Source organism: Mesorhizobium sp. M1423, assembly GCF_040317575.1.
Classification (GTDB): domain Bacteria; phylum Pseudomonadota; class Alphaproteobacteria; order Rhizobiales; family Rhizobiaceae; genus Mesorhizobium.
In genome coordinates this window covers 129,378-151,285 of record NZ_JAMYKU010000007.1, presented here as the reverse complement: position 1 = coordinate 151,285, position 21,908 = coordinate 129,378, and the positions used below count along the sequence as shown (strand labels likewise).

Here is a 21,908-nt window from a genome sequence, read left to right as displayed (position 1 = left end):
GCGGGCACGGTCGGATCAGTCATGGCAGCTTCCATACTCATAGTCGATGACGATCCGGTGCAGCGCAGGCTGCTCGAGGCGGCGGTGACGAAATTCGGCCACACCGCGATCGTCGCCGATGGCGGCGAGGCCGGTCTCGATGTTGTCGACGGGCCTAATGCGCGCGACGTCTCGGTGGTCATCCTCGACCTGATGATGCCGGGCCTCGATGGCATCGGCGTGCTGAAGGCAATGCGCGAGCGCGGCATCCACATTCCCGTCATCGTGCAGACCGCCCAGGGCGGCATCGAAACCGTCGTTTCGGCAATGCGTCACGGCGCCTTCGACTTCGTCGTCAAGCCGGCCTCTCCCGACAGGCTGCAGGCGTCGATCGGCAATGCCCTCAAGGTCGAAGCGCTCGAAGGCGAAGTGAAGCGCTCGTCACGGCAGCGCGGCGGCCATCTGACGTTCAAGGACATGATCACTCACAGTCCGGCGATGGATCGGGTGATCCGGCTCGGCCGCAAGGCGGCGGCGTCCAACATCCCGATCCTGATCGAGGGTGAATCCGGCGTCGGCAAGGAACTGGTGGCGCGCGCCATCCAGGGCAGCGGCGACCGCCGCTCGAAACCCTTCGTCACCGTCAATTGCGGCGCCATCCCCGACAATCTGGTCGAATCGATCCTGTTCGGTCACGAAAAGGGCTCGTTCACCGGCGCCACCGAAAAACACACCGGCAAGTTCGTCGAAGCGCATTCGGGCACGCTGTTCCTCGACGAAATCGGCGACCTGCCGCTCGACGTGCAGGTCAAGCTGTTGCGCGCCGTACAGGACGGCGAAGTCGATCCGGTTGGCGGGCGCTCGACCGTCAGGGTCGACATCAGGCTGATCTCGGCAACCCATCGCAACCTGCTGCAGCAGGTCAAGGACGGCAAGTTCCGCGAGGATCTGTTCTATCGTCTGAACGTCTATCCGATCTTCGTGCCGCCATTGCGCGACCGTCGCGACGACATTCCCCATCTGGTCGAGCACTTCATGGAGAAGGTGGCGCCCGCCGATCCGCGCCACCGTCTGCGAGGCATCTCGGCTGCGGCGCTCGCCATGCTGCAGGCCTATGACTGGCCGGGCAATATAAGGCAGCTCGAAAATGCCGTCTTCCGGGCTTCGGTGCTCGCCGAGGGCGACATGCTGACCGAAGAAGAGTTCCCGCAGATCCGGGCGCAGGTCGAGGGCACGGTCAATCTCGATGCGGATATCGCCTCGCCAGCTTCAGGGGGGCCAGCTTCAGGGTGGCCAGCTTCCGGATTGGCTTCGGGCAGCCTGCCGCGTGATAACGTCCCGGCCGCCGTCGGCGCCGCCGCGGCCGAGCCCGACGCGCCGGCCAGACCCCGCTTCGGCACGCTGCGGGCGCTCGACGAGCGCGGCAATGTGCGTGCGCTGGCCGATGTCGAGCTCGAAATGATCAAGCTCGCCATCGACCACTACAACGGCCAGATGAGCGAGGTCGCCCGCCGCCTCGGCATCGGCCGGTCGACGCTCTACCGCAAGCTCAAGGAATACGGCATCGACCCGGAGACCGGCCGTGTCGAGAGGCTCGCTTCCTGAGTCACAGGGCCAAGCCGGTTCTCATCCGGACATCATTCCAGGCAACTGAGTCTCGTAATGACGTGTTCGCCGCAATGTTCACGTATTAAGGCGGACGGTAACAGATCGTGTTTCGAGCTGGCGCCAAAACATGATCTAAACCAGCGGTTTACCAAGATCTCCTGCGCAATATTTTTGGCGGTATATCGCCACGGTGTTACCGCATTTCGGCTTCAATAAGCGATGATTAACCATTAGGATCGATATTCGGATGCACATCTAACGCATCCGTTTGGTCAAATCCGGGGACAAAACGGCAGCCTGCAAGGCCTTTTGATTTGAACAGAATCGAACGACACAAAAACGGGCGGCATTATCACATGAGCGTCTGGCCGAGATGGCTGGCAGCGGTGATTGTTGCCGTCGGGTTCCTTGCAGCGGCGGCAACCGGCGCCAGCGCCGAGACACGTTCGCTGAAGCTCTATCATCTCCACACGCATGAAAAGGCGGAGATCGTCTACAAGCGCAACGGCCGCTACGATCAAGCGGGCTTGCGAAAGATCAACATCATCCTGCGCGACTGGCGTCGCAACGAGCCGACCAAGATGGATCCGCGCCTGCTGGACCTGGTCTGGGAAGCCTATCGGGAGAGCGGCGCCACCGACTATATCCAGGTCGTCTGCGGTTATCGTTCGCCGTCGACGAATTCGATGCTGCGCAGCCGCAGTAGGGGCGTCGCCGAGAAGAGCCAGCACATGCTCGGCAGGGCGATGGATTTCTACATTCCCGGTGTGCCGCTGAAGAAGCTGCGCGACATCGGCCTCAGGATGCAGGGCGGCGGCGTCGGCTATTATCCCAGCTCCGGCTCGCCCTTCGTGCATATGGATGTCGGCAATGTGCGCCACTGGCCCGGCATCAGCCGCCAGGAACTGGCGCGCGTGTTCCCCAACGGCAAGACGCTGCATGTGCCGAGCGACGGCAAGCCGCTGCCCGGTTATCAACAGGCGCTCGCCTCCTACAAGGCCCGTAAGGGCGCCGGCGCGCCGGCCATCGAACTGGCCAGCGCAAGCGGCGGTGGAAAAAAATCCCGCGGCTTCCTGGCAGCCTTCTTCGGCGGCGGCGACGACGAGGCGGACGACAGCGCCGATGTGGCGATGGCCGAGCCAGCGCCAAAGCCCCGTAACGTGAAGCCAGCGCCGTCGGCCAAGAGCAGCAATCTGCCTGGCATCGCCATCGTGGCGCCTCGGGATGCCAAGCGTGCCGAGATTCCGGAAGTCGTCGATGCTCCGGCGCCTGCGCCTGAACCGGAGAACGACACGCCGGAGACGATCATCGCGGCATTGCCGGCGCGCAGCATTCCGCTGCCGGATTTTGCTCCGCGCCCGAAGGCCGACATCGGTGCCCAGCCGCCTGAAAACGTTCCGTTCGGCGTGGCGGATGCGACTGCATCCACCGAACAGGCGGTGGCAACCGCGCAAGCGCCGGCAAGTGTGGCGTCGGCAAGTGTTCCGTTCGGCATGGCAGACGCGTCGGCTACGGCCGGCCCGGTGCAGGTCGCGGCAAACAACATTCCCGTGCCGAGCTGGCGGCCCGATCATTCGCTGCCGGCCGATCTTTCGTCGGCTGGTCTTGCGCCGCAGGACAAGCAAGTGTTGCTGGCGCTCGCGAGTGCGGCCGAGCGGAGCAACACCGCCACCGATGCATTCTCGGTATTGCCGTCGGCGCGGCCCGACAGTTCGCAGCCCGACGAGGTCAAGGCCGTTCTGGAACGGGTCAGCGCGACCGACGAATACAAGGTCGCTTCGCTTTCCGAGCAAGCATCGGTGTTCGAGGAACCGGCGAGCGACGACGCATCGAGCGACGGGGCGTCGCCGCGCAAGGCCATCGTTGCCCGCCCGGCCGGCTCCGATCCGACGGCCGTCATCGGCGCGGGCGTGAAGACCACACGCAAGGAACCCAGGGCCACCGCCCGCGACCTGAAACCCGGTCCCAAGCCGGTGGTGGTCGCTGCCGCGCCGCAGGCTGCCCGTTGGGCGCTGCACAGCGGCGAGTATGTCGCGACCGTTTCAGACGCGACAACGGCGCCGCGCTATGCTTACGACTTCGTCCGTACGGCACCGAGCGAGGTCTATACCGTGGGCTTCCAGCCGGGCAACGAGATGGCCGACGCCAACCGGTTCACCGGCAAGGCCGTCAAGTTCATGTCGGTGGCCCGCTTCCAGACCGAATAACGGCTGGGCAAATATCGTAAAGGCCGCGCTGGGCACCCCGCGCGGCTGCCGCCACCGCCGGCACTGGCTTCCTTCGTGCCGGGATGCTAATCAACTGCCAGCATTCTCCCGCTTCGTCTAATGGTAGGACAGCGCCCTTTGAAGGCGTGAATCGTGGTTCGAGCCCATGAGCGGGAACCAGCCGGCGAACCAGATCGGCAGCAGAGCCAGATCGGCAGCGGCTTTTCATGCAGAAGATGCTAGCGCCCGAGCTTGCTCGCGGCGCGCGCCAAGGCTTCGATCTCGTCCCATTTGCCGGCCTTGACCAGATCGTCCGGCGCCACCCAGGAACCGCCGACGCAGATGACGTTGGGCAGGCTGAGATAGTCGGCCGCATTCTGGCCGGTGATACCGCCGGTCGGGCAGAATTTCACGTCGGCGAGCGGCGAGGCGAAGGCCTTGAGCGAGGCGATGCCGCCCGACTGTTCGGCCGGGAAGAATTTCAGAAAGCGCAGGCCCGCTTCGCGCGCGGCCATGACCTCTCCCGGCGTGATGGCACCGGGCAGCAACGGCACTTCGCTGTCCTTGGCTGCCGCGAGAAGCTCGCGGGTGATGCCGGGGCTGACGATGAACTTCGAACCGGCGGCCGCCGCCTCGCCGAACTGGCGGGCGTCCAGGATGGTGCCGGCGCCGACGACGGCGTCTTCGACCTCGCCCGCCACCCGGCGGATCGCCTCCAGCGCGTCGGCGGTGCGCAGCGTAATCTCGATCGCCGGCAGGCCGCCGCGGGCCAGCGCCCGGGCCAGCGGCACCGCGTCGGCGGAATTGGCGATCTTCAGCACCGGTATGACCGGCTGGCCGTTGAGGAGCGACAGGAGCTTTTCGGTCGTGCTGGGCATTCGTCGTCTCTCCCTCTGTTGATCAAGTCGACCGGTTAGCAGAAGGCGGTTTTTCTGTCCACGAAACGCGGCGTGTCGCGATGTCACGCGTGGTGTTCGAAACCCGTCGCGAGTGGACCGCCCTCGGCTCTGCCTTGATCCGACTGTCGTGAGCGTTTAGTGGCTTGGAGATGACACTGTCCAGCCAAGCCTTCCGTGTTGCCGCGCTTTACCGCTTCGCCCGGCTCGACACCTTCGAGGCGCTGCGTGCGCCGCTCGCCGCCTTCTGTTGCGCACGCGGCATCAAGGGCACGCTGCTTTTGGCGCGTGAGGGCATCAACGGCACGGTCGCCGGCAGTGAAGCGGCTATCGCCGCGCTCATCCATCATCTCGTATCCATCGAAGGTCTCGCCGGCCTCGAGATCAAATACAGCAGCGCCGCCGCGATGCCGTTCCACCGCATGAAGGTGCGGCTGAAGCGCGAGATCGTCACCATGGGCGTGGACAATATCGACCCGGCGGCAGGTGCAGGCACCTATGTCGCGCCGGCCGACTGGAACGCATTGATCTCGGATGCAGGCACCATCGTCATCGATACGCGCAACGCCTACGAGGTGTCGCTCGGCACCTTCAAGGGCGCTGTCGATCCCGCCACCACCAGCTTCCGCGAATTCCCGGCCTGGGTCGAGCGGCATCGGCATGCGCTCGAGGGGCGCAAGGTCGCCATGTTCTGCACCGGCGGCATACGCTGCGAGAAGGCGACGGCCTATGTGAAGTCGCTTGGCTTCGAGGACGTTTTCCACCTCAAGGGCGGCATTCTGAAGTATCTCGAAGACGTGCCCGCCGAACAGAGCCTGTGGCAAGGCGAATGCTTCGTGTTCGACGAGCGCGTTTCGGTATCGCACGGGTTGGTCGAAGGCGAGGCCGAACTCTGCCGCGCCTGCCGGCATCCGCTAGCCGCAGAAGACCGGCTGTCGCTGGAATATGCAACCGGCGTTTCATGCCCGCATTGCTTCGATGCCCGCTCGGAGGAGGACCGCGCCCGCTATGCCGAGCGCCAGCGCCAGGTCGAGCTGGCGCAAGCGCGCGGCGATCGTCACATCGGAAGTTAGCTTCACGTCAAGCAACTTCACGTTAAGCAACAGAGAAGCGATCGATGACCCACAGCCATGTCCCGTCGTTCTGCCGGCGTGCGACCTCGGTGGTGATCGTGCCGTCGGGAAGCCGGGTCGAGGTGAGCGCGAGGTCGCCATTGATGACAGCCGGACGCTGATCTCCGGACTGAAATTTTCGGCCGGTTGCGGTGATCTCCGCGAACAGCGTTTGGATGGCGTCGCGGCCGAACGTCAGTTGTCCGCCACCGCTGTCGATGACTGCATGCGGCTCAAAAAGCGCGGCCATGCCGTCAATGTCTCCGACCCATTGCCGTGAAATCAGGAGGCGCTCCAGTTCCTGGGGATCGCGTGCCGGTTCGCGGTCAGTCTCATCGGTCATGCCAGGCTCCTCGCAAGCGACATGCCGCGACATTACTCGAAGTCGGGGCTGGTTTCGACACATCCAAGGTCCACAGCACTGCATGTTTTTAGGGCGCGGAAGGAGGCTGCAGCACTTTGATTTCCGTGTGAAATCCCAGCAGATGTCGGTGCGAGGTCACACGTGGCAGCGGGCAAAAGGATGCACCGCGTCATTGTAATGTCAAACTGCGGGACCTAGGTCTTCGACGTGCAAACCTGCCCGCGCACCTTCGGCCGGGCCAATTCTGGAGGCATAGATGTTCGATCCCAAGAAGCTCCTCGACGATCTGCTCGGCTCGCAAGTTCCCGGTACCGGATCGACCGTCCGTGACAAGGCGGGGCAGGCGGTGCAGATGGCCAAGGACAATCCGCTTGCCGCCGGTGCGCTGGCCGCGGTGCTGCTCGGAACCGGCCCAGGCCGTCAGGTCACCGGTGCGGCGGTGAAGCTCGGCGGCCTGGCCGCGATCGGCGGGCTCGCCTACAAGGCTTACCAGAACTACAAGAACGGCAACGCGCCGGCCGAAACGCAAGCCGCCGGTGAACCGGAATTGCTGCCGCCGCCGGCCGATACCGCCTTCCATCCGTCGCAAGCGCCGCAGGGCGAAGACGAATTCACGCTGACGCTGGTCAGGGCGATGATCTCGGCGGCGAAGGCCGACGGTCATGTCGATGACGAAGAGCGGCAGAAGATCGCCGGCAAGCTCAGCCTCGCCGGCGTCGGTGCCGAAGCGGAGAAATTCCTGATGTCGGAACTGGACGCACCGCTCGATCTGGATGTGCTGATCGCCGGCGCCAAGACCGATGCGCAAAAGCTGGAACTCTACACCGCCTCGCGTCTTGCCATCGATCCGGACACGCGGGCCGAACGCGGCTATCTCGACCTGCTTGCCGGCCGCCTCGGCCTGCCGGACGCGCTGGTCGACCATGTCGAGGCGACGGTGACGGCGGCGAAGGTGCCCGCAGCGGGCAGCACGGCGAAGCCGGTGACCGGTTCGCGCTGGTAGCTTGAAGGGGAGAGCCTCGGAGCGCTCGGCGGCATTGGCGTTAGCTTCTCGTTAATCCGGTGAGCGCATGATTTCAGGCAGTCGGATCGGCTTTCCTCCTCCCAAGCCCTGTTCGGATCAGGGGCGGTCGCCAATGGCCGCCCTTTTTGCGAGCACAGGCCTTGGGCCGGCTTGCCATGGTTCCCGTCATTTGCGATGCCTCATCCCTTTCAGGGAGTACAGCCATGAGCGACTATAAAACCGCCATCGTCACCGGCGCCGGTACGGGCATCGGCAAAAGCGTCGCCACGGCGCTGCTCAAGGCCGGCTGGAATACGGTCTTCTGCGGTCGCCGCAAGCCGGTGCTGGAGGATGCGATCGCCGCGGCCGGGCCGACACAGGCCAAGGCATTGGCGGTCGCCTGCGACATCAGCAAGGCCGATCAGGTCGACGATCTGTTCGAGACGGTGGCAGCGGCCTTCGGGCGCGTCGACCTGCTCTTCAACAATGCCGGCACGAGCTACAAATCGACATTGATCGACGATATCCCGGTCGAAGTGTGGAACGACGTTGTCGGGGTCAATCTCACAGGCTCGTTCCTGTGTGCTCGCGGCGCGTTCGGCGCCATGCGCAGGCAGCAGCCGATGGGCGGCCGCATCATCAACAACGGCTCGGTATCGGCCTATGCGCCACGGCCGGGCTCGGTGCCCTATACGGCGACCAAGCACGCCATCACCGGGCTGACCAAGACGCTGGCGCTGGACGGCAGGCCCTTCGACATTGCTTGCGGTCAAATCGACATCGGCAACGCGCTGACCGACATGGCGCAAGCGATGACGGTCGGCGTGCCGCAAGCCAACGGCACCATTGCCGCCGAAGCGGTGATGGATGTCGAGCGCGTCGCCGATGCCGTCCTTCACATGGCCAGCCTGCCGCTCGACGCCAACGTGCTGTTCATGACCGTGATGGCGACCAAGATGCCGTTTGTCGGCCGCGGCTAGTCTCAGCCCGGTCCTAAAAGCGCGTCGCGTTCGACCGGCCTCATGCGACGCGCTTTAGGTTCTTGTTTATGCATGTCGTTATCACAAACCGCTGCACACTTTTGCGCGACATGCATTAGGGCCGCGTGACGGGAAGCGGCACGCCGGGAAGATACAGCGAAATCGGGCGGATTTCGTAGACGGCGGTCGGATTGACGCGGCGAAGGTCGCGCGCAATGTCGACAGCGGCGTCACGGTTGGCGCAGTCGACAACATAGAGTCCCAGCAATTGTTCCTTGGTCTCGGCGAAGGGGCCGTCAACAACCATTCCGGTGCCTGGCCCGCGCAAGGTGCAGGCGTCTTGTGTCGCGCCGAGCCGCGCCGCCGGTCCGAGGGTGCCTTGCCGGTAAAGCCGATCGTTGATCTGGAGAAGATCGGTCATCAGCGCCGAATCCTGCTCCGGCGTCAGCGCCGTAATCGCTTCTTCCTCGTGATAGGCTAGAATGGCATAGAACATCTGGCGTCTCCTTTCGTCGATCGTGCCCTCACTTCGTCAGAAACGTCTCGATCCGCTCCAGCGCGCGCAGGATGTTCTCTTCGGAATTGGCGTAGGATAGCCTGACATAGCCTTCGCCGAGAATGCCGAAATCGGGGCCGCCGATCAGCGCCACGCCGGCATCCTCGAGCAGCGCCGAGGCGAGCTTCTTGGCCTTCCAGCCGGTCTTGGAAACATTGGGGAAGGCATAGAAGGCGCCTTTCGGCGTAATGCAGGAAACACCGGGCAAGGCATTCAACCCCTCGACCACGACCTTTCTGCGGCGGTCGAAGGCGCGCATCATCGTGTCGACATCGTCCTGCGGGCCGTCGATGGCGGCTATGCCGGCATACTGGCTCGGCGCGTTGACGCAGGACCAGCAATTGACCGCCAGCTTGCGCACCTTATCGTAGAGATGCGCGCCCTTGTCGCCGTTCGGCCAGATCGACCAGCCCATGCGCCAGCCGGTCATTGCCCAGGTCTTCGACCAGCCGTTGAGCACGATCAGCCGGTCGCGGATTTCGGGGAAAGCGAGCAGCGAACAATGCGTCTCGCCGTCATAGGTCATCACGTCGTAGATCTCGTCGGAAAGGATGGCGACATCCGGGTGCGCTTCCAGGCCCTTGACCAACTTCTCGATCTCGGCGCGCGGTGTGACGCCGCCGGTCGGATTGGCCGGCGAGTTGAGGATCAGCAGCCTGGTCTTCGGCGTGATCAGCGCCAAGGTCTCCGCGGCCGAAAAGGCAAAGCCGTTCTCCTCGCGCATCGGCACCGGGATGGGGGCAGCACCGGTGAACTCGATCATCGAGCGGTAGATCGGAAAGCCGGGATCGGGATAGAGAATTTCGGCACCCGGCTCGCCAAACATCAGGATCGCCGCGAACATGGTCGGCTTGCCGCCGGGCAGGATCATCACCGCTTCCGGCGAGACTTCGACGCCAGTGGTGGCCAGCGTGCGGCGTACCACCGCTTCGCGCGTCGCCAGCAGGCCGTTGGCCGGCGTATAGCCGTGATGGCCATCGCGTAGCGCCTTGATCGCGGCCTCGACGATATGCTGCGGCGTCTTGAAGTCGGGCTGGCCGATGCCGAGATTGACAATGTCGCGGCCCTGGTGGGCAAGTGCAGTGGCACGCGCCAGCACTGCGAACGCATTTTCCTCGCCGAGGCGGTCGAAGGCCGAAATCGTGTGGAGCATTTTTCCCGTCCGTGTGGTTCTTTCAGCGAGCGTGCGTTTTTGTGAGCGTCCGCCCGCAAAAGTCAAACGGATTGGAGTTTTCGGTGTCGGAAAATCTCAAGAATTGGCAACCGCGCCCGCGGCCCGAACGCAAGTTGCTGGAGGGGCGCACTGTCAGGCTGGAGCCGCTCAACGCCGAAAAGCACGGCGACGGCCTGTTCGAGGCCTCGTCAGTGGTCGATGCCGGCGGCCGCTTCGCCTGGCTGTTCGACGACCCGCCGCAGACCCGCGCCGCCTTCCAGCCATGGCTGGACAAGGCCGAAGCCAGCGATGACCCGCTGTTCTTCACGGTCATCGACAAGGCCAGCGGCAAGGTCGCCGGGCGCCAGACGCTGATGCGCATCGATCCGGCCTATGGCGTGATCGAGATCGGCAACATCTATTGGGGACCGCTGATCTCGCGCAAGCCGGCGGCGACGGAAGCGCAGTTCCTGTTCATGAAGTACGTCTTCGACGAGCTTGGCTACCGCCGCTACGAATGGAAATGCAACAATCGCAACGAGCCGTCGAAGCGCGCGGCGGAACGTTTCGGCTTCAAGTTCGAGGGCGTTTTCCGTCAGCATCTTGTGGTCAAGGGCGAAAACCGCGATACCGCGTGGTATTCGATCATCGATAAGGAATGGCCTGATCTGCGCAGAGCCTATGAGGCGTGGCTCGATCCGGCCAATTTCGACAGCGATGGCCAGCAGAAGCGGCGGCTCGAGGATTTCCGCGCCGAGTTTGGCGCGTAGCAGGAGCTCATAGATGGCGCATACCCACGACCATGCCGCGCAGGGCCACGACCACAGTCACGGTGCCGGGCATGTGCATGGCTCGACCGACAAGAAGCGCGTGCTGATCGCGGCTTGCCTGACCGCCGGCTTCATGGTCGTCGAAGCGCTTGGCGGTCTCCTGACGGGATCGCTGGCGCTGCTGGCGGATGCCGGCCACATGCTTGCCGACTGCATTGCGCTCGGCCTTGCCTGGTATGCCTTTCATCTTGCGAGCCGACCGGGGACCGTGCGCCTCACCTACGGCTTCGGCCGGGTCAAGACACTGGTCGCCTACACCAACGGCATCGCCATCTTCGCCATTGCGCTGTGGATCGTCTATGAGGCCTGGGGGCGTTTGCTGACGCCTGAGCCCGTGCTCGGTGGGCCGATGCTGGTCGTTGCGATTGCCGGCCTTGCGGTCAACATCGGCTCTTTCTTCGTGCTGCATGGCGGCGACCGCGATAGCCTGAACATGCGCGGCGCCATCCTGCATGTGCTCGGCGACCTGCTTGGCTCGGCCGCGGCGATCATCGCGGCGCTGATAATCCTGGCGACGGGCTGGACGCCTATCGATCCGATCCTGTCCGTCCTTGTCGCGCTGCTGATCTTGTCCACGGCCTGGTCGCTGATGCGCGAGGCCGCCCACGTCCTGCTCGAAGGCGTGCCGGCAAGCCTCGACCGCGACCTGATCGCGAGGGACATCGAAGGCTCGATCAAGGGCGTGCGCGAGGTGCATCACATGCATGTCTGGTCGATCGACGGTTCCAGCAACATGGCGACATTGCATGCCTGCCTCAATGACGGCGTCGACGCGCATATGGCGGTCAGCGCGATCAAGAAACGGCTTGCGCAGGAGCACGGCATAGCCCATGCCACCGTCGAACCGGAATTCGGCCAATGTGCCGACAGCCATGAGCATGATGGCGAGCACGATCACGCGCATGATGCGGCACCGCACCGTGGCCACTATCACTGATTTCGGGAGTTCCTGGTATTGGCAACGATCGACATGAACGCCCGCTACCCTGGGGCCGCGTGATGGACCGCGACACCCGCAATGCGGCAATCGGCGCCGCCTGGATTTTGCTGCTGTTCGGCATCGCAGCCTATTATCTTCCAACCGTGATGCTGGCGGTCGGCAACGTCTCGACGGTTCTTGCCGGCGTCGTCGCCGCGATCTTCATGGTGGCAATCTTCGTCGTGTTCTGGCTGCGTAGCCGCAGCCAGCGCAAAAAGGGAAAGTGACATGCGCATTCTGATTACCGGCGCGGCAGGCATGGTCGGCCGCAAGCTCATTGCCCGGCTGGCCAAGGACGGGACACTCGGCGGCCGCAAGATCGCCGCGCTCGACCTTCACGACATCGTGCCACCGCAGGCGCCCGCCCTCGAAGGCGTCAGCATCAGCGTCCACACCGGCGACCTTGCCGCGCCGGGCGCGACGACAAATCTGGTCGCGCCGCGGCCCGACGTGATCTTCCATCTCGCCGGCGTGGTGTCGGGTGAAGCGGAGGCCAATTTCGATCTCGGCTACCGCGTCAATCTCGATGGCACAAGGGCGCTATTCGATGCCGTCCGGCTGGCGGCATTTGCGCCGCGCCTCGTCTTCACCTCATCGATCGCCGTGTTCGGCGCGCCGTTTCCCGAAATCATTCCGGACGAGTTCCACCCGACGCCGCTGACCTCCTACGGCACGCAGAAGCTGATGGGCGAGGCGCTGCTTGCCGACTATACCAGGCGTGGCTTCTTCGACGGCATCGGCATCAGGCTGCCGACCATCTGCGTCAGGCCGGGAAAGCCGAACAAGGCGGCCTCAGGTTTCTTCTCCGGCATCATCCGCGAGCCGCTGAGCGGCCATGAAGCCATCCTGCCGGTGCCGCGCTCGGTCGTCCACACACACGCCAGCCCGCGTTCAGCGGTGAATTTTTTGATCCATGCGGCTGGAATTGACGGCGCCGCCGTCGGGCCGCGCCGCAACCTGACGATGCCGGGCGTCGCCGTGACTGTCGGCGAGCAGATCGAAGCGCTGGAACGTGTTGCCGGCGCCAAGGCGGTCAAACTGATCCGCGAGGAGCCCGACGAGACGATCTGGGCGATCGTGAAGGGTTGGCCGACACGCTTCGAGGCGCGGCGCTCGAGGGAGCTTGGCTTCGCTGCCGAAACGAGCTTCGACGAGATCATACGCGTCCATATCGAGGACGAGTTGGGCGGCAGGATCCCTAGTTAAAGCACCCCGATCGGGCGCAACGAGGTCAGGCGCCAGTCAGGCTGGCCGATAGCAGCAGCAGACCGAACAGGAAGACGAAGGCGGCACCGCCGATTTCGACGAAGGAATGGATGCGGTTGCCCATGCGGCCGTCGCCGGCGAAATACACCGCCCAGTTCTTCGCCGTGACCGCAAGCGTCGCCAGGGCCGAGACGGTGATTGCGGTGCCGAGCGCCATGGCCAGCACCGACAGGATGCCGCCAAACCACAGGCCGTTGAGCAACGCAAAGCTCAGCACGATCAGCGCGCCGGAACAGGGGCGGATACCGACGGCAGCCACCGCCGACCAGGCCGTGCGCCAATCGAAGCGATCGCCGGAAAGCAGCGCCGGGTCGGGCGCATGCGAGTGCCCGCAGGTCTCGCAGACCTCCCCCGCCGCATGGCTGTGGTGATCGTGCGCAGCATGGGCGTGGTCGTGTGCGCCGTGGTCATGATGGTCATGCGCATGGTCGTGATCGTCATGCGCATGAAGCGCGTGGGAATGTGCCGCATGGGCATGCGCGGAATGTGAATGGCCGGCATGTGAATGGCCGGCATGGGCAGCCGAGAGGCTGTAGCCGGGATTTGCGCCGAACAGGCGAAGGATGGCCGGGCCGGCCTTGCGCCACAGCAGCCAGGCGCCGAACAGGGTGACGAAGACATAGCTCATGATTTCGAGGAACCATGCGGCGTCGGTCATCGATATCGCGGTGCCGCGCAGCACGAAATAGGCGAGCAGCATCACCACGATCGCGGTCAGCGCCTGCAGCAGGGCCGAGACGAAGGACAGCATGATGCCGCGCCGGAGCGCCACTTCATTGGCCACCATGTAGGACGAGATCACCGCCTTGCCGTGACCGGGGCCGGCAGCGTGGAAAATGCCATAGGCAAAGGACAGGCCGATGAGCAGCCACATCTTGCTGCCGTCCTGGCGCATCGCCTTCATCGCGCCGGCAAGCGCATGATAGAATTCCTGCTGGCGCAGATTGATCCACATCAGGATGTGGGCGAACGGGCCGGTGGCGGTTGGAGCCATGCCGTCATTGGTGCCGATGCCGAGCGAGCTCTGGGCGTGGGCGGAGCCGAGAAAATGCGTCATCACAAAGGCGGCGGCCAGAAGACCGACTGCCAAACGCAGGGACGGTTTCGTCACTGGATCTATCCTTCCGGCTGACAGGTTAGTTCAAGCTTGGTGGCAAAGATCTTGCTCATGTCGGTGCCCGTCGGATCGTTGAAGAACGCGTCGGTCAGGGTCTTCTGGTTCTGGGCGATCGCCTCATCCGGATTCGGGCGGACAACCTTGCTGGTGCAGGTCGGCGGCAAGCCATCGACCTGCAGATGGGCATCCTCGGTGAAATCGATCGCGGTGTAGAAGGTCGGGTCGTACACCCCGATGTCGATCTTGCCGCTGAGCTTGATCGGCGCCTTCGGTTCGGATTCGAACAGGATGATCAACTGGTCGTTGTCGAAATTGGCCATCAGCTGCGGCGGCGGGGTCATTGCCACGTCCTTGCCGTCGACGGTGACGAGCTGGAAGTAGTTGAATTCGGCAAGCGAGGCATGGACGGTGTCGGCAACATCCTTCAGCTCCTTGTCGTCGAGCTTCAGGTCGGAATTCTTGTCGAATTCCATCATCACCGTGCTCGAAAACAAATCGTCGAAGCGCCAGACATGGCGCAATGCCTTCACAGTTTGGTGATCCGGGCCGAGGACCACTTCGAGCCGGGCCTCGGCGAAGACGTGGGGATGCACCTCGGCCGGTCCGACGGCGGCAATAGTCGCGGTCAAGGCCGAAGCCAGCATGATGGCTTGCTGTTTCAGGTGCATTCTCGGTCGCGATTCAATCGGCTTCGGTGAATTGCCGACAGTTACCAGAAAGGGGGCGAAAATGGGACCGCAAGCCGGCTGAAAGCTCATGCGGTGTCCAGCGCCTTGAACCACTGCACCAGGAAGTCGACGAATACGCGAACTTTTGCAGGCAGATAGCGCCGGTGCGGATAGACGGCGAAGATGCCGCCGCCGGGCAGGATGCGGTCATCCAGCGCAGTCACCAGCTTGCCGCTTTCGATGTCGGGCGCGGCGATGAAATCTGGCAGGATGGAAAATCCCAATCCAGCCACGGCAGCGGCCCTTGCCGCCATCGGGCTGTTGACCTCGATCGGGCCGGAAACCGAAACGCTCACGGTATCGCCGCTGTCGCCCTTGAACGGCCAGTTGGTGAGCCAGCGGCCATTGGTGTCGATGATGCAAGGCACGCGGGCAAGGTCTTGCGCCCTGACCGGCATGCCGTGCTTGGCGATCAGTTCGGGAGACGCGCAAAGCCGTACCGAAAATGGCGCCAGGCGCCTGGCGATCAGCGAGGAATTCTCCAGCCGCGAAATGCGCACCGCCAGATCGAAGCCCTCCTCGACCAGATCGACGAAGCGATCGTCGAGATGAATGTCGAGGACGATGTCGGGATGCTGCTTGGCGAAGTCGATCAGCGATTGGCCGATCGGCGCGTCGGCGAAAGTACGCGGTGCCGACAGCTTGATCCTGCCGCGCACGTCGCCGGAGGATTCGCGCACCGCATCGGCAAGGCTGTCGACCTCGCGCACGATCTCCGAGGCGCGCCGGTAATAGGTGTGGCCGGCCTCGGTCAGGGAGAACTGCCTGGTGGTCCGGTTGAGCAGCAGCGCGCCGAGCTCGTCCTCGAGCTCGCGCACGTATTTCGACAACAGCGCCTTGGAGCGGCCGATCTTGCGCGCCGCCGCCGAAAAGCCTTCGGCCTCGACCACGTCGATGAAGGCACGCATGCGGGTCAGCGTATCCATGTCATGCGCCTCCTTGGCGGGCTGAAAGGATGCGGGCGGCCAGCGCAATCACCTGCCGGTCGCTGTTCTTCGGACCGAGCAGCGAAAGTCCGAACGGCGCGCCTTCGGCCCTGCCGAGCGGCAGCGTGATTTGCGGAAAACCGGACAGGCCGGAAAGGCATAGCAGTCTCAGCGCGCGCTCGCGATAGGTCTGCAAATCGTCGAATGTCGCGGCCTTGAGCGGCGCGGCACCCGGAGCGGTCGGAAGCACAAGAACGCCGTCGTCGCCAAGCAGGCCGGCAAGTTCGAGGCGAAACGAAACGCGACGTTCCGTTTCGTGCTGCGCGGTTGTCGCGCTGATGGTCGCGCCATGCTCGAAGCGCTCCCTGACGCCGGGGCCGAGCATGCGGTCGCCGCCGGCGATCCAGGCGCCGTGGCTTTGCCAGGCTTCATAGCCCTGCAGCTTACGGAAGCACCAATAAAGATCGTCGATTGAATGCGACAGCGGGCCAACGCTGCGCGGCGCGCCCAGCACCGTAGCGACACCGCGGACCATGGCGCGATATTCATCCGCCTCCAGCGGGCCGAGCACGAGGCTGTCCAGCGCGTCGAGGGCAAAAGGGCGTACCAGTTCGTGGCGATGCGGATCGTCGCCGAGCAGCACCGTGCCGACCTTTTCGTAAGTGACGATATCCCTGGCGAACCAGCCGAACGTGTCCAGCGAAGGCGCCAGCGGCATGGTGCCGTCGAGCGGGATGCGGCCATGCGTCGTCCTGAGGCCGATCAGGCCGCAGAAGCTTGCCGGCGCACGGATCGAGCCGCCGGTGTCGGACCCGGTGGCGATGTCGGCGAGCCCGCCGGCTACCGCCGCGGCAGAACCGGAGGATGAGCCGCCGGTGACGCGGTCGGGTGCCGCCGGATTGATCGGCGACGGGAAATGCGCGTTCAGCCCCAGCAGGGAAAAGGCGAGTTCGTCGGTCTGCGTCTTGCCGACGAAGCGTGCGCCCGAATCAAGCAGCGCCTGGACGGCCGGCGCGGTCGCCGTGGCCGGTGAAGCTTCCCGGTATTTCTGCGGATTGCCGCAGCCGGTGCGGTAGCCGGCGACGTCGAAGATATCCTTGACGGCCAGCCGCAAGCCGACAAGCGGGCCGGATTGCGCATTGGTAACAGGGGCTTGATCAAGGTCGAGAAAAGCGTTCAGCGGGCCGCGAGTGCCTGTCATGCGTTCGATATCCGGATGTGCTTGCCGCAGCATTGTTCTTCTGGTTGCCGCAGCATTGTTCGATGCCACAAATTTTACAACCTGCCATACGATTTTTATTGATTGTGAAATCTTTCGCTCTTATATCGCGCTTGCCCAAAGTCGCACGTGCCTGTGGGTGTCCGCCGATCCTCGAATGGTGAGGGATATCGGTAAGGTAACTGGAGCCAACCCCTCCAGTCGGTTTAGCGGCCAACCGCCAACCGAGGACACCTTGAAGCAACGACGGTGCGGGCCTTTCTGGTGTTCTGCCGGTCGTCCAAAGACCGGGGTTACTGAAGAGGCACACCTTCATTGCCGGCAGTGCGGACGGGTCTCCCATCCAAGCCAAGGCAGACAAAGCGAACCGAGGCCGGGCAAGGCCAAGGTTCACCGCCGCGAGACGGCGCTTCATGGTTCCGGGGTCTCCACCGGCTGGTTCCATGGATTTCCGTCCCGCCTTTGTCCACCGCGTGTTCGCGAGGCCGAGAGCCCGCGTCCGCAAGCCTTTGTGCGCGCCGAAAGGCGCTGATGGAGAGACCCCGATGGCTACCCAGCGCATCCTTGATTTCCTCGCTACCCGACGTCCGAACGGCCCGTGCCTCGTCGTCGACCTCGATGTCGTGCGCGACAATTTCCGCGCCTTCGAGAAGGCGCTTCCCGATTCCAAGATCTACTATGCGGTGAAAGCAAACCCGGCGCCGGAAATCCTGCGCCTGCTTGCTGCGATGGGCTCGTCCTTCGACACCGCTTCCGTTGCCGAAGTCGAGATGGCGATGGACGCCGGTGCGCCGGCGGACCGCATCTCCTTCGGCAACACCATCAAGAAGGAGCGCGACATCCAGCGCGCCTACCAGCTCGGCATTAAGCTGTTTGCGGTGGACTGCGTCGAGGAGGTCGAGAAGATCGCCCGTGTCGCTCCCGGCGCTCGCGTGTTCTGCCGCGTCCTGACCGACGGCGAGGGCGCCGAATGGCCGCTGTCGCGCAAGTTCGGCTGTGTGCCGGCGATGGCGGTCGACGTGCTGCGCCATGCCAGGGCGCTCGGCCTCGACGCTTATGGTGTGTCGTTCCATGTCGGCTCGCAGCAGACCGACCTGACCGCCTGGGACCGCGCGCTGGGCGACGCCAAGAAGGTGTTCGCGACGCTCACCGACGAAGGCATCGTGCTGAAGATGGTCAATATGGGCGGCGGCTTCCCGACCCGCTATCTCAGGGATGTGCCGGTGGCGCAGGCCTATGGCCAGGCGATCTTCTCGGCGCTCAGGAAGCACTTCGGCAACGCGATCCCCGAGACGATCATCGAGCCGGGCCGCGGCATGGTCGGCAATGCCGGCGTCATCAAGTCGGAGGTCGTGCTGATCTCGAAGAAGGCCGACAACGACAATGTGCGCTGGGTGTTCCTCGACATCGGCAAGTTCGGCGGTCTGGCCGAGACGATGGACGAGGCGATCCGCTACCCGATCGTCACCGCGCATGACGGCAGCGAGACCGCGCCTTGCGTGCTCGCCGGCCCGACCTGCGATTCGGCCGACGTGATGTACGAGAAGACGCCGTATCCGCTGCCCTTGTCGCTGACCATCGGCGACGAGGTGCTGATCGAGGGCACCGGCGCCTACACGACGACCTACGCGTCGGTGGCCTTCAACGGCTTCGAGCCTCTCCGATCCTACGTGATCTGACGGTTCGAAAGAACCGATCAGATCATCCGAGGTGGGCGCCGGTCGCCCGCCCGGGCTCGCCTGTGGAACAATCCGCTCGTGAAGGATCGCGGAAATGGACGTTTTGGATTTCATTGTTGAAGGCGCCGCGGGGATCTCCCCCTCGAGGGGGGAGAATGCCGGCGCTTTTGTCATCACTGCCGAAACCGCTGCCGATATCGGTGCGCGCGAGGCTTTGCTCGATCGCGCCATGGGGCCGAAGCGCCGGAAGAAGTCGTCGGAAAAGCTGCGGCGCGGCCGCCGGCCTTCGGAGGGCCTTGCCTTTGTCGCGCGCGATGCGTCGGGCGCTGTTGCCGGCACCGTGCGGCTGTGGGACGTGGTGCTGGGCGAGGGCGGCAAGGCAGCGCTGCTGCTCGGCCCGCTTGCGGTCGACCCGGCGCTGAAAAATGCCGGCATCGGCTCGGCGCTGATGCGCTATGCAGTGACTGAGGCCGAGCGGCTTGGCCATGCGGCGATCCTGCTGGTCGGCGACGCGCCCTATTACGAACGCTTCGGGTTTTCGGCCGCAAAGACCGGCTCGATGGCCATGCCGGGGCCTTACGAGCGGCACCGCCTGCTGGCGCGGGAACTGCTGGTCGGCGCGCTCGACGGCGCGCAGGGCACGTTGAAGGCGGCCGGGCGCAAGCTGAAGGCGCAGAGGCTGTCGCTCGCTGCCTGATGGTTCGAAGCAAGCCGCCCGCCCATCGTGCGGCGGCTTGTTTCGCCTTAAGTGGATCAGCCGATCAGCTGGCTGAGCGCCATGGCGACGCTCATGTCGCCTTCGACCTTTATCTTGCCGGACATGAAGGCCATGGTCGGGTTGAGATCGCCTGATATCAGCGAGTCCAAATCGTCGAGCGACAGCTGTATGGTGCAATCTGCCGGTGCATCGGTGGTCGAGACATCGGCGCCGTCGATGACGATGACGCCGTCGCTGCCGGTGTCGAATTTCACGGAGCGATCGAACCCGGCGCTCGCCACGCGCGACCTGATCTTGTCGGCAATCTCCTGAACGCTCATGGCGGTTCTCCTCGTCTGGTTGCGTTTGTCGCGCCTTGGCGCTTCGACCCGGCCGAAGCCGCTTGCCTGGTTTTACAGCCACGGTCGGCGCATATAGCTTCGGGTTGACGTTTACGTCAACGCGGTTCCCCGAGCTGAAGATGGGCTTTATCGCCGCAGCATCACGCGGGCATGACACCTTGGCGGCCGGCATTGTTGCCATGCAAAGCCGCCGGGCGTATCAGGCACCACTCCCCTTTGATATCGGCGAGCCGCCCCGGTGCTTTCCAGAAACGAACCGCAAGTCTATGCCCGTCGACTGCGCGCGGTGCTGATCCGATCGATCCCGCTGCTCGAGGCGCGCGGCATCGCTGTCGTCATTCTGGCGGCTTTGGTCGGGGTGATAGCGGGTGCGCTGGTCACCGGCATGAGCGAACTGGTGCAGGTCCTGCATGGGCTTATGTTCGGCGTTCAGCCCGGTGGTCGGCTTTCGGCGATGTTTTCGCTGCAAAGGCCGGAGCAAGCGCTGATACCGGCGATCGGCGGCATCCTGCTCGGGCTGACGGTGATCTGGCTGAGAAAGCGGAAGTTCCGCACGCCGGTCGATCCGATCGAAGCCAACGCGCTTTACGGCGGCCGCATGTCGCTGACCGACACTTTCATCATCGCCGGGCAGACGATGATCTCGAGCGGCTTCGGCGCTTCGGTCGGGCTCGAGGCCGGCTACACGCAGGTGGGTTCCGGCCTGGCGTCGCGGCTGGCGCGCTTGTTCAGGCTGCGCCGCAACGATGTCCGCATCCTCGTCGGCTGCGGTGCGGCCGGCGCGATCGCCGCCGCCTTCGATGCGCCGCTGACCGGCGCCTTCTACGGTTTCGAGCTGGTCATCGGCATCTATTCGGTCGCCAATGTCGCGCCGGTGATGGCCGCCGCGATCTCGGCCTCGCTGACCGCCGAAATGTTCGGCGGCGTGCCGTTTCCGCTGGAGCTCGCGGGTCTGCCGGCGCTCACCGTCAGCCAGTATTTGCCGTTCATGCTGCTCGGGCTTTTGGGTGGCGGTGCTTCGATCGCCATCATGCATCTGGTGAGCCTGATCGAGCGCATCTTTGCGCGGCTGTCGATCGACGCCTCGTTGCGCCCAGCCATCGGCGGCGTGATGGTCGGGCTGCTGGGGCTGATCACGCCGCAGGTCCTGTCCAGCGGCCATGGCGCGCTGCACCGCGAATTCGCGATGAATTACGGGCTGGCCGTGGTGGCCAGCGTCTTCGTGCTGAAGCTGTCGGCGTCGGCGATCTCGCTCGGCTCCGGCTTCCGCGGCGGGCTGTTCTTTGCCTCTTTGTTCCTCGGTGCCCTGCTCGGCAAGATGTTCGCCGGCGCGATGGCGTTCGTCTCGCCGGCGACCGGCATCGACCCCGCCGTCGCCGCCGTCGTCGGCATGACCTCGCTCGCCGTCGGCGTCGTCGGTGGCCCGTTGACGATGACCTTCCTGGCGCTGGAATCGACCCGCGACCTGACGCTGACCGGCGTGGTGCTGGCCGCCTCGCTCATGGCGGCGATCCTAGTGCGAGAAACGTTTGGCTATTCCTTCTCGACATGGCGCTTTCACCTGCGCGGCGAAACCATCCGCAGCGCCCATGATGTAGGCTGGATGCGCAGCCTGACGGTCGGCTCGATGATGCGCAAGGATGTCCGCACCATCGACGCCTCAACGACGCTTGCAACATTCCGCAAGCAGGTGCCGCTCGGTGCCTCGCAGCGCGTCATCGCGGTGGATGCCGAACTGCACTATGTCGGCGTGCTGATCGTCGCCGAATTGCACAGCCATTTGTCGGATGACGAGATGCCGGTGCTGTCCTTCGCCAAATTCAGGGATGCGGTGCTGGTGCCGAGCATGAACGTGCAGTCGGCGGCCGAGACCTTCCAGCGCGCCGGCGCCGAGGAATTGGCAGTGGTCGAGGATTTCACCGACCGCAAGGTGGTCGGTTTGCTGACCGAAGGCCACCTGATGCGCCGCTATGCCGAGGAACTCGACAAGGCGCGGCGCGATCTGTCGGGCGAGGGGTAGCCGAGAGGGGATGGCGATCCCGCTGCATTTAGCTGGACACCGCCGGCGAATGACCGCTACCATCGCGGTGGCTTTGAACCAGATTTCATCTGGAGCCAGATTCCGCCTGGAGATGGCGTGCTCGAAGAACCGAACAGAAATCCCGGATCCCATCGCTATGGGAAGCCGAGCTTGTGGTGGCCACCACCGTTGGATTGACGGCCTGCGGGCCTGATCCAAGCTGAAAA

Annotated in this window: 21 protein-coding genes and 1 tRNA gene; 13 read left to right on the top strand and 9 right to left on the bottom strand. The window is 64.3% G+C overall.

Annotated elements, in window-relative coordinates; translation table 11 throughout:
• The first annotated feature begins 21 nt into the window (after positions 1-21).
• The 3 genes from NKG95_RS11550 to NKG95_RS11540 all read left to right on the top strand — a co-directional run bounded on the left by NKG95_RS11550 (position 22) and on the right by NKG95_RS11540 (position 3,974).
• Positions 22-1,584, top strand: a complete 1,563-nt coding sequence (locus NKG95_RS11550; RefSeq protein WP_353019952.1) for a sigma-54-dependent transcriptional regulator — start codon at positions 22-24, stop codon at positions 1,582-1,584.
• Positions 1,585-1,943: 359 nt separating this feature from the next.
• Positions 1,944-3,794, top strand: coding sequence for a peptidoglycan L,D-endopeptidase MepK (mepK, locus tag NKG95_RS11545; RefSeq protein ID WP_353040663.1), 1,851 nt, complete (start codon positions 1,944-1,946; stop codon positions 3,792-3,794).
• A 106-nt stretch (positions 3,795-3,900) separates the two neighbouring features.
• Positions 3,901-3,974: transfer RNA gene (locus tag NKG95_RS11540), tRNA-Gln, on the top strand.
• Between the two features lie 59 nt (positions 3,975-4,033).
• Here NKG95_RS11540 and NKG95_RS11535 read toward each other — a convergent pair.
• The gene (locus NKG95_RS11535; RefSeq protein WP_353040662.1) at positions 4,034-4,672 is read right to left on the bottom strand and encodes a 2-dehydro-3-deoxy-phosphogluconate aldolase; all 639 of its coding nucleotides are present in this window, start codon (positions 4,670-4,672) and stop codon (positions 4,034-4,036) included.
• Positions 4,673-4,842: 170 nt separating this feature from the next.
• On the opposite strand from NKG95_RS11535, the gene trhO reads away from it, so the two are divergent.
• Entirely contained in the window at positions 4,843-5,763 is a 921-nt protein-coding gene (trhO, locus tag NKG95_RS11530) for an oxygen-dependent tRNA uridine(34) hydroxylase TrhO (RefSeq protein ID WP_353040661.1), read from the top strand.
• A 22-nt stretch (positions 5,764-5,785) separates the two neighbouring features.
• Here trhO and NKG95_RS11525 read toward each other — a convergent pair whose 3' ends face one another.
• Complete coding sequence (locus NKG95_RS11525; protein WP_353040660.1) at positions 5,786-6,145, bottom strand: YybH family protein; 360 nt, start codon at positions 6,143-6,145, stop codon at positions 5,786-5,788.
• Between the two features lie 277 nt (positions 6,146-6,422).
• Between NKG95_RS11525 and NKG95_RS11520 the strand changes: the two genes are divergently transcribed.
• Together NKG95_RS11520 and NKG95_RS11515 are read left to right on the top strand one after the other, a co-directional pair.
• Complete coding sequence (locus tag NKG95_RS11520) at positions 6,423-7,169, top strand: tellurite resistance TerB family protein (protein WP_352481956.1); 747 nt, start codon at positions 6,423-6,425, stop codon at positions 7,167-7,169.
• 224 nt (positions 7,170-7,393) lie between these two features.
• Entirely contained in the window at positions 7,394-8,149 is a 756-nt protein-coding gene (locus NKG95_RS11515; RefSeq protein ID WP_352481957.1) for an SDR family oxidoreductase, read from the top strand.
• Between the two features lie 115 nt (positions 8,150-8,264).
• Here NKG95_RS11515 and NKG95_RS11510 read toward each other — a convergent pair whose 3' ends face one another.
• Positions 8,265-8,645 carry a YciI family protein gene (locus NKG95_RS11510; protein WP_023720202.1) on the bottom strand — a complete coding sequence of 127 codons (381 nt, stop codon included), beginning with the start codon at positions 8,643-8,645 and terminating at the stop codon, positions 8,265-8,267.
• A 28-nt stretch (positions 8,646-8,673) separates the two neighbouring features.
• Complete coding sequence (locus NKG95_RS11505; RefSeq protein ID WP_023720203.1) at positions 8,674-9,858, bottom strand: pyridoxal phosphate-dependent aminotransferase; 1,185 nt, start codon at positions 9,856-9,858, stop codon at positions 8,674-8,676.
• Between the two features lie 83 nt (positions 9,859-9,941).
• Between NKG95_RS11505 and NKG95_RS11500 the strand changes: the two genes are divergently transcribed.
• The 4 genes from NKG95_RS11500 to denD all read left to right on the top strand — a co-directional run bounded on the left by NKG95_RS11500 (position 9,942) and on the right by denD (position 12,873).
• Positions 9,942-10,628, top strand: a complete 687-nt coding sequence (locus NKG95_RS11500; protein WP_023720204.1) for a GNAT family N-acetyltransferase — start codon at positions 9,942-9,944, stop codon at positions 10,626-10,628.
• A 13-nt stretch (positions 10,629-10,641) separates the two neighbouring features.
• Complete coding sequence (locus NKG95_RS11495) at positions 10,642-11,625, top strand: cation diffusion facilitator family transporter (RefSeq protein ID WP_023720205.1); 984 nt, start codon at positions 10,642-10,644, stop codon at positions 11,623-11,625.
• A gap of 62 nt (positions 11,626-11,687) precedes the next feature.
• Positions 11,688-11,894: a hypothetical protein gene (locus tag NKG95_RS11490; RefSeq protein ID WP_031194351.1), complete on the top strand. Its 207-nt coding sequence runs from the start codon at positions 11,688-11,690 to the stop codon at positions 11,892-11,894.
• 1 nt (position 11,895) lies between these two features.
• Positions 11,896-12,873, top strand: a complete 978-nt coding sequence (denD, locus tag NKG95_RS11485; protein WP_353040659.1) for a D-erythronate dehydrogenase — start codon at positions 11,896-11,898, stop codon at positions 12,871-12,873.
• Positions 12,874-12,898: 25 nt separating this feature from the next.
• On the opposite strand, the gene NKG95_RS11480 is transcribed toward denD, so the two are convergent.
• From NKG95_RS11480 to NKG95_RS11465, 4 genes are all read right to left on the bottom strand, one after another.
• On the bottom strand, positions 12,899-14,053 hold the full coding sequence (locus tag NKG95_RS11480; RefSeq protein WP_352482093.1) for a nickel/cobalt transporter: 1,155 nt from the start codon (positions 14,051-14,053) through the stop codon (positions 12,899-12,901).
• On the bottom strand, positions 14,050-14,718 hold the full coding sequence (locus NKG95_RS11475) for a DUF1007 family protein (RefSeq protein WP_352494723.1): 669 nt from the start codon (positions 14,716-14,718) through the stop codon (positions 14,050-14,052). The genes NKG95_RS11480 and NKG95_RS11475 overlap by 4 nt, the downstream gene beginning before the upstream one ends.
• A gap of 86 nt (positions 14,719-14,804) precedes the next feature.
• On the bottom strand, positions 14,805-15,704 hold the full coding sequence (locus NKG95_RS11470) for a LysR family transcriptional regulator (protein WP_023720210.1): 900 nt from the start codon (positions 15,702-15,704) through the stop codon (positions 14,805-14,807).
• A 1-nt stretch (position 15,705) separates the two neighbouring features.
• Positions 15,706-16,905, bottom strand: coding sequence for an amidase (locus NKG95_RS11465; RefSeq protein ID WP_353040658.1), 1,200 nt, complete (start codon positions 16,903-16,905; stop codon positions 15,706-15,708).
• A 563-nt stretch (positions 16,906-17,468) separates the two neighbouring features.
• Here NKG95_RS11465 and odc2 point away from each other — a divergent pair.
• Positions 17,469-18,602, top strand: coding sequence for an ornithine/lysine decarboxylase (gene odc2 / locus NKG95_RS11460; RefSeq protein ID WP_353040657.1), 1,134 nt, complete (start codon positions 17,469-17,471; stop codon positions 18,600-18,602).
• A 94-nt stretch (positions 18,603-18,696) separates the two neighbouring features.
• Entirely contained in the window at positions 18,697-19,299 is a 603-nt protein-coding gene (locus NKG95_RS11455) for a GNAT family N-acetyltransferase (RefSeq protein ID WP_353040656.1), read from the top strand.
• A 56-nt stretch (positions 19,300-19,355) separates the two neighbouring features.
• Here the strand turns inward: NKG95_RS11455 and NKG95_RS11450 are convergent, their stop codons facing one another.
• On the bottom strand, positions 19,356-19,640 hold the full coding sequence (locus tag NKG95_RS11450; RefSeq protein ID WP_023720213.1) for an SCP2 sterol-binding domain-containing protein: 285 nt from the start codon (positions 19,638-19,640) through the stop codon (positions 19,356-19,358).
• Positions 19,641-19,899: 259 nt separating this feature from the next.
• On the opposite strand from NKG95_RS11450, the gene NKG95_RS11445 reads away from it, so the two are divergent.
• The gene (locus NKG95_RS11445; protein ID WP_352494726.1) at positions 19,900-21,681 is read left to right on the top strand and encodes a chloride channel protein; all 1,782 of its coding nucleotides are present in this window, start codon (positions 19,900-19,902) and stop codon (positions 21,679-21,681) included.
• Positions 21,682-21,908 lie beyond the last annotated feature (227 nt).

What these genes read in the sequence shown, in the direction of transcription:
- NKG95_RS11550 (WP_353019952.1), top strand. Translation starts at nt 22, where the DNA reads ATGGCAGCTTCCATACTCATAGTCGATGACGATCCGGTGCAGCGCAGG.
- mepK (WP_353040663.1), top strand. Translation starts at nt 1,944, where the DNA reads ATGAGCGTCTGGCCGAGATGGCTGGCAGCGGTGATTGTTGCCGTCGGG.
- NKG95_RS11535 (WP_353040662.1), bottom strand. Translation starts at nt 4,672, where the DNA reads ATGCCCAGCACGACCGAAAAGCTCCTGTCGCTCCTCAACGGCCAGCCG.
- trhO (WP_353040661.1), top strand. Translation starts at nt 4,843, where the DNA reads ATGACACTGTCCAGCCAAGCCTTCCGTGTTGCCGCGCTTTACCGCTTC.
- NKG95_RS11525 (WP_353040660.1), bottom strand. Translation starts at nt 6,145, where the DNA reads ATGACCGATGAGACTGACCGCGAACCGGCACGCGATCCCCAGGAACTG.
- NKG95_RS11520 (WP_352481956.1), top strand. Translation starts at nt 6,423, where the DNA reads ATGTTCGATCCCAAGAAGCTCCTCGACGATCTGCTCGGCTCGCAAGTT.
- NKG95_RS11515 (WP_352481957.1), top strand. Translation starts at nt 7,394, where the DNA reads ATGAGCGACTATAAAACCGCCATCGTCACCGGCGCCGGTACGGGCATC.
- NKG95_RS11510 (WP_023720202.1), bottom strand. Translation starts at nt 8,645, where the DNA reads ATGTTCTATGCCATTCTAGCCTATCACGAGGAAGAAGCGATTACGGCG.
- NKG95_RS11505 (WP_023720203.1), bottom strand. Translation starts at nt 9,858, where the DNA reads ATGCTCCACACGATTTCGGCCTTCGACCGCCTCGGCGAGGAAAATGCG.
- NKG95_RS11495 (WP_023720205.1), top strand. Translation starts at nt 10,642, where the DNA reads ATGGCGCATACCCACGACCATGCCGCGCAGGGCCACGACCACAGTCAC.
- NKG95_RS11490 (WP_031194351.1), top strand. Translation starts at nt 11,688, where the DNA reads ATGGACCGCGACACCCGCAATGCGGCAATCGGCGCCGCCTGGATTTTG.
- denD (WP_353040659.1), top strand. Translation starts at nt 11,896, where the DNA reads ATGCGCATTCTGATTACCGGCGCGGCAGGCATGGTCGGCCGCAAGCTC.
- NKG95_RS11475 (WP_352494723.1), bottom strand. Translation starts at nt 14,718, where the DNA reads ATGCACCTGAAACAGCAAGCCATCATGCTGGCTTCGGCCTTGACCGCG.
- NKG95_RS11470 (WP_023720210.1), bottom strand. Translation starts at nt 15,704, where the DNA reads ATGGATACGCTGACCCGCATGCGTGCCTTCATCGACGTGGTCGAGGCC.
- NKG95_RS11465 (WP_353040658.1), bottom strand. Translation starts at nt 16,905, where the DNA reads ATGACAGGCACTCGCGGCCCGCTGAACGCTTTTCTCGACCTTGATCAA.
- odc2 (WP_353040657.1), top strand. Translation starts at nt 17,469, where the DNA reads ATGGCTACCCAGCGCATCCTTGATTTCCTCGCTACCCGACGTCCGAAC.
- NKG95_RS11455 (WP_353040656.1), top strand. Translation starts at nt 18,697, where the DNA reads ATGGACGTTTTGGATTTCATTGTTGAAGGCGCCGCGGGGATCTCCCCC.
- NKG95_RS11450 (WP_023720213.1), bottom strand. Translation starts at nt 19,640, where the DNA reads ATGAGCGTTCAGGAGATTGCCGACAAGATCAGGTCGCGCGTGGCGAGC.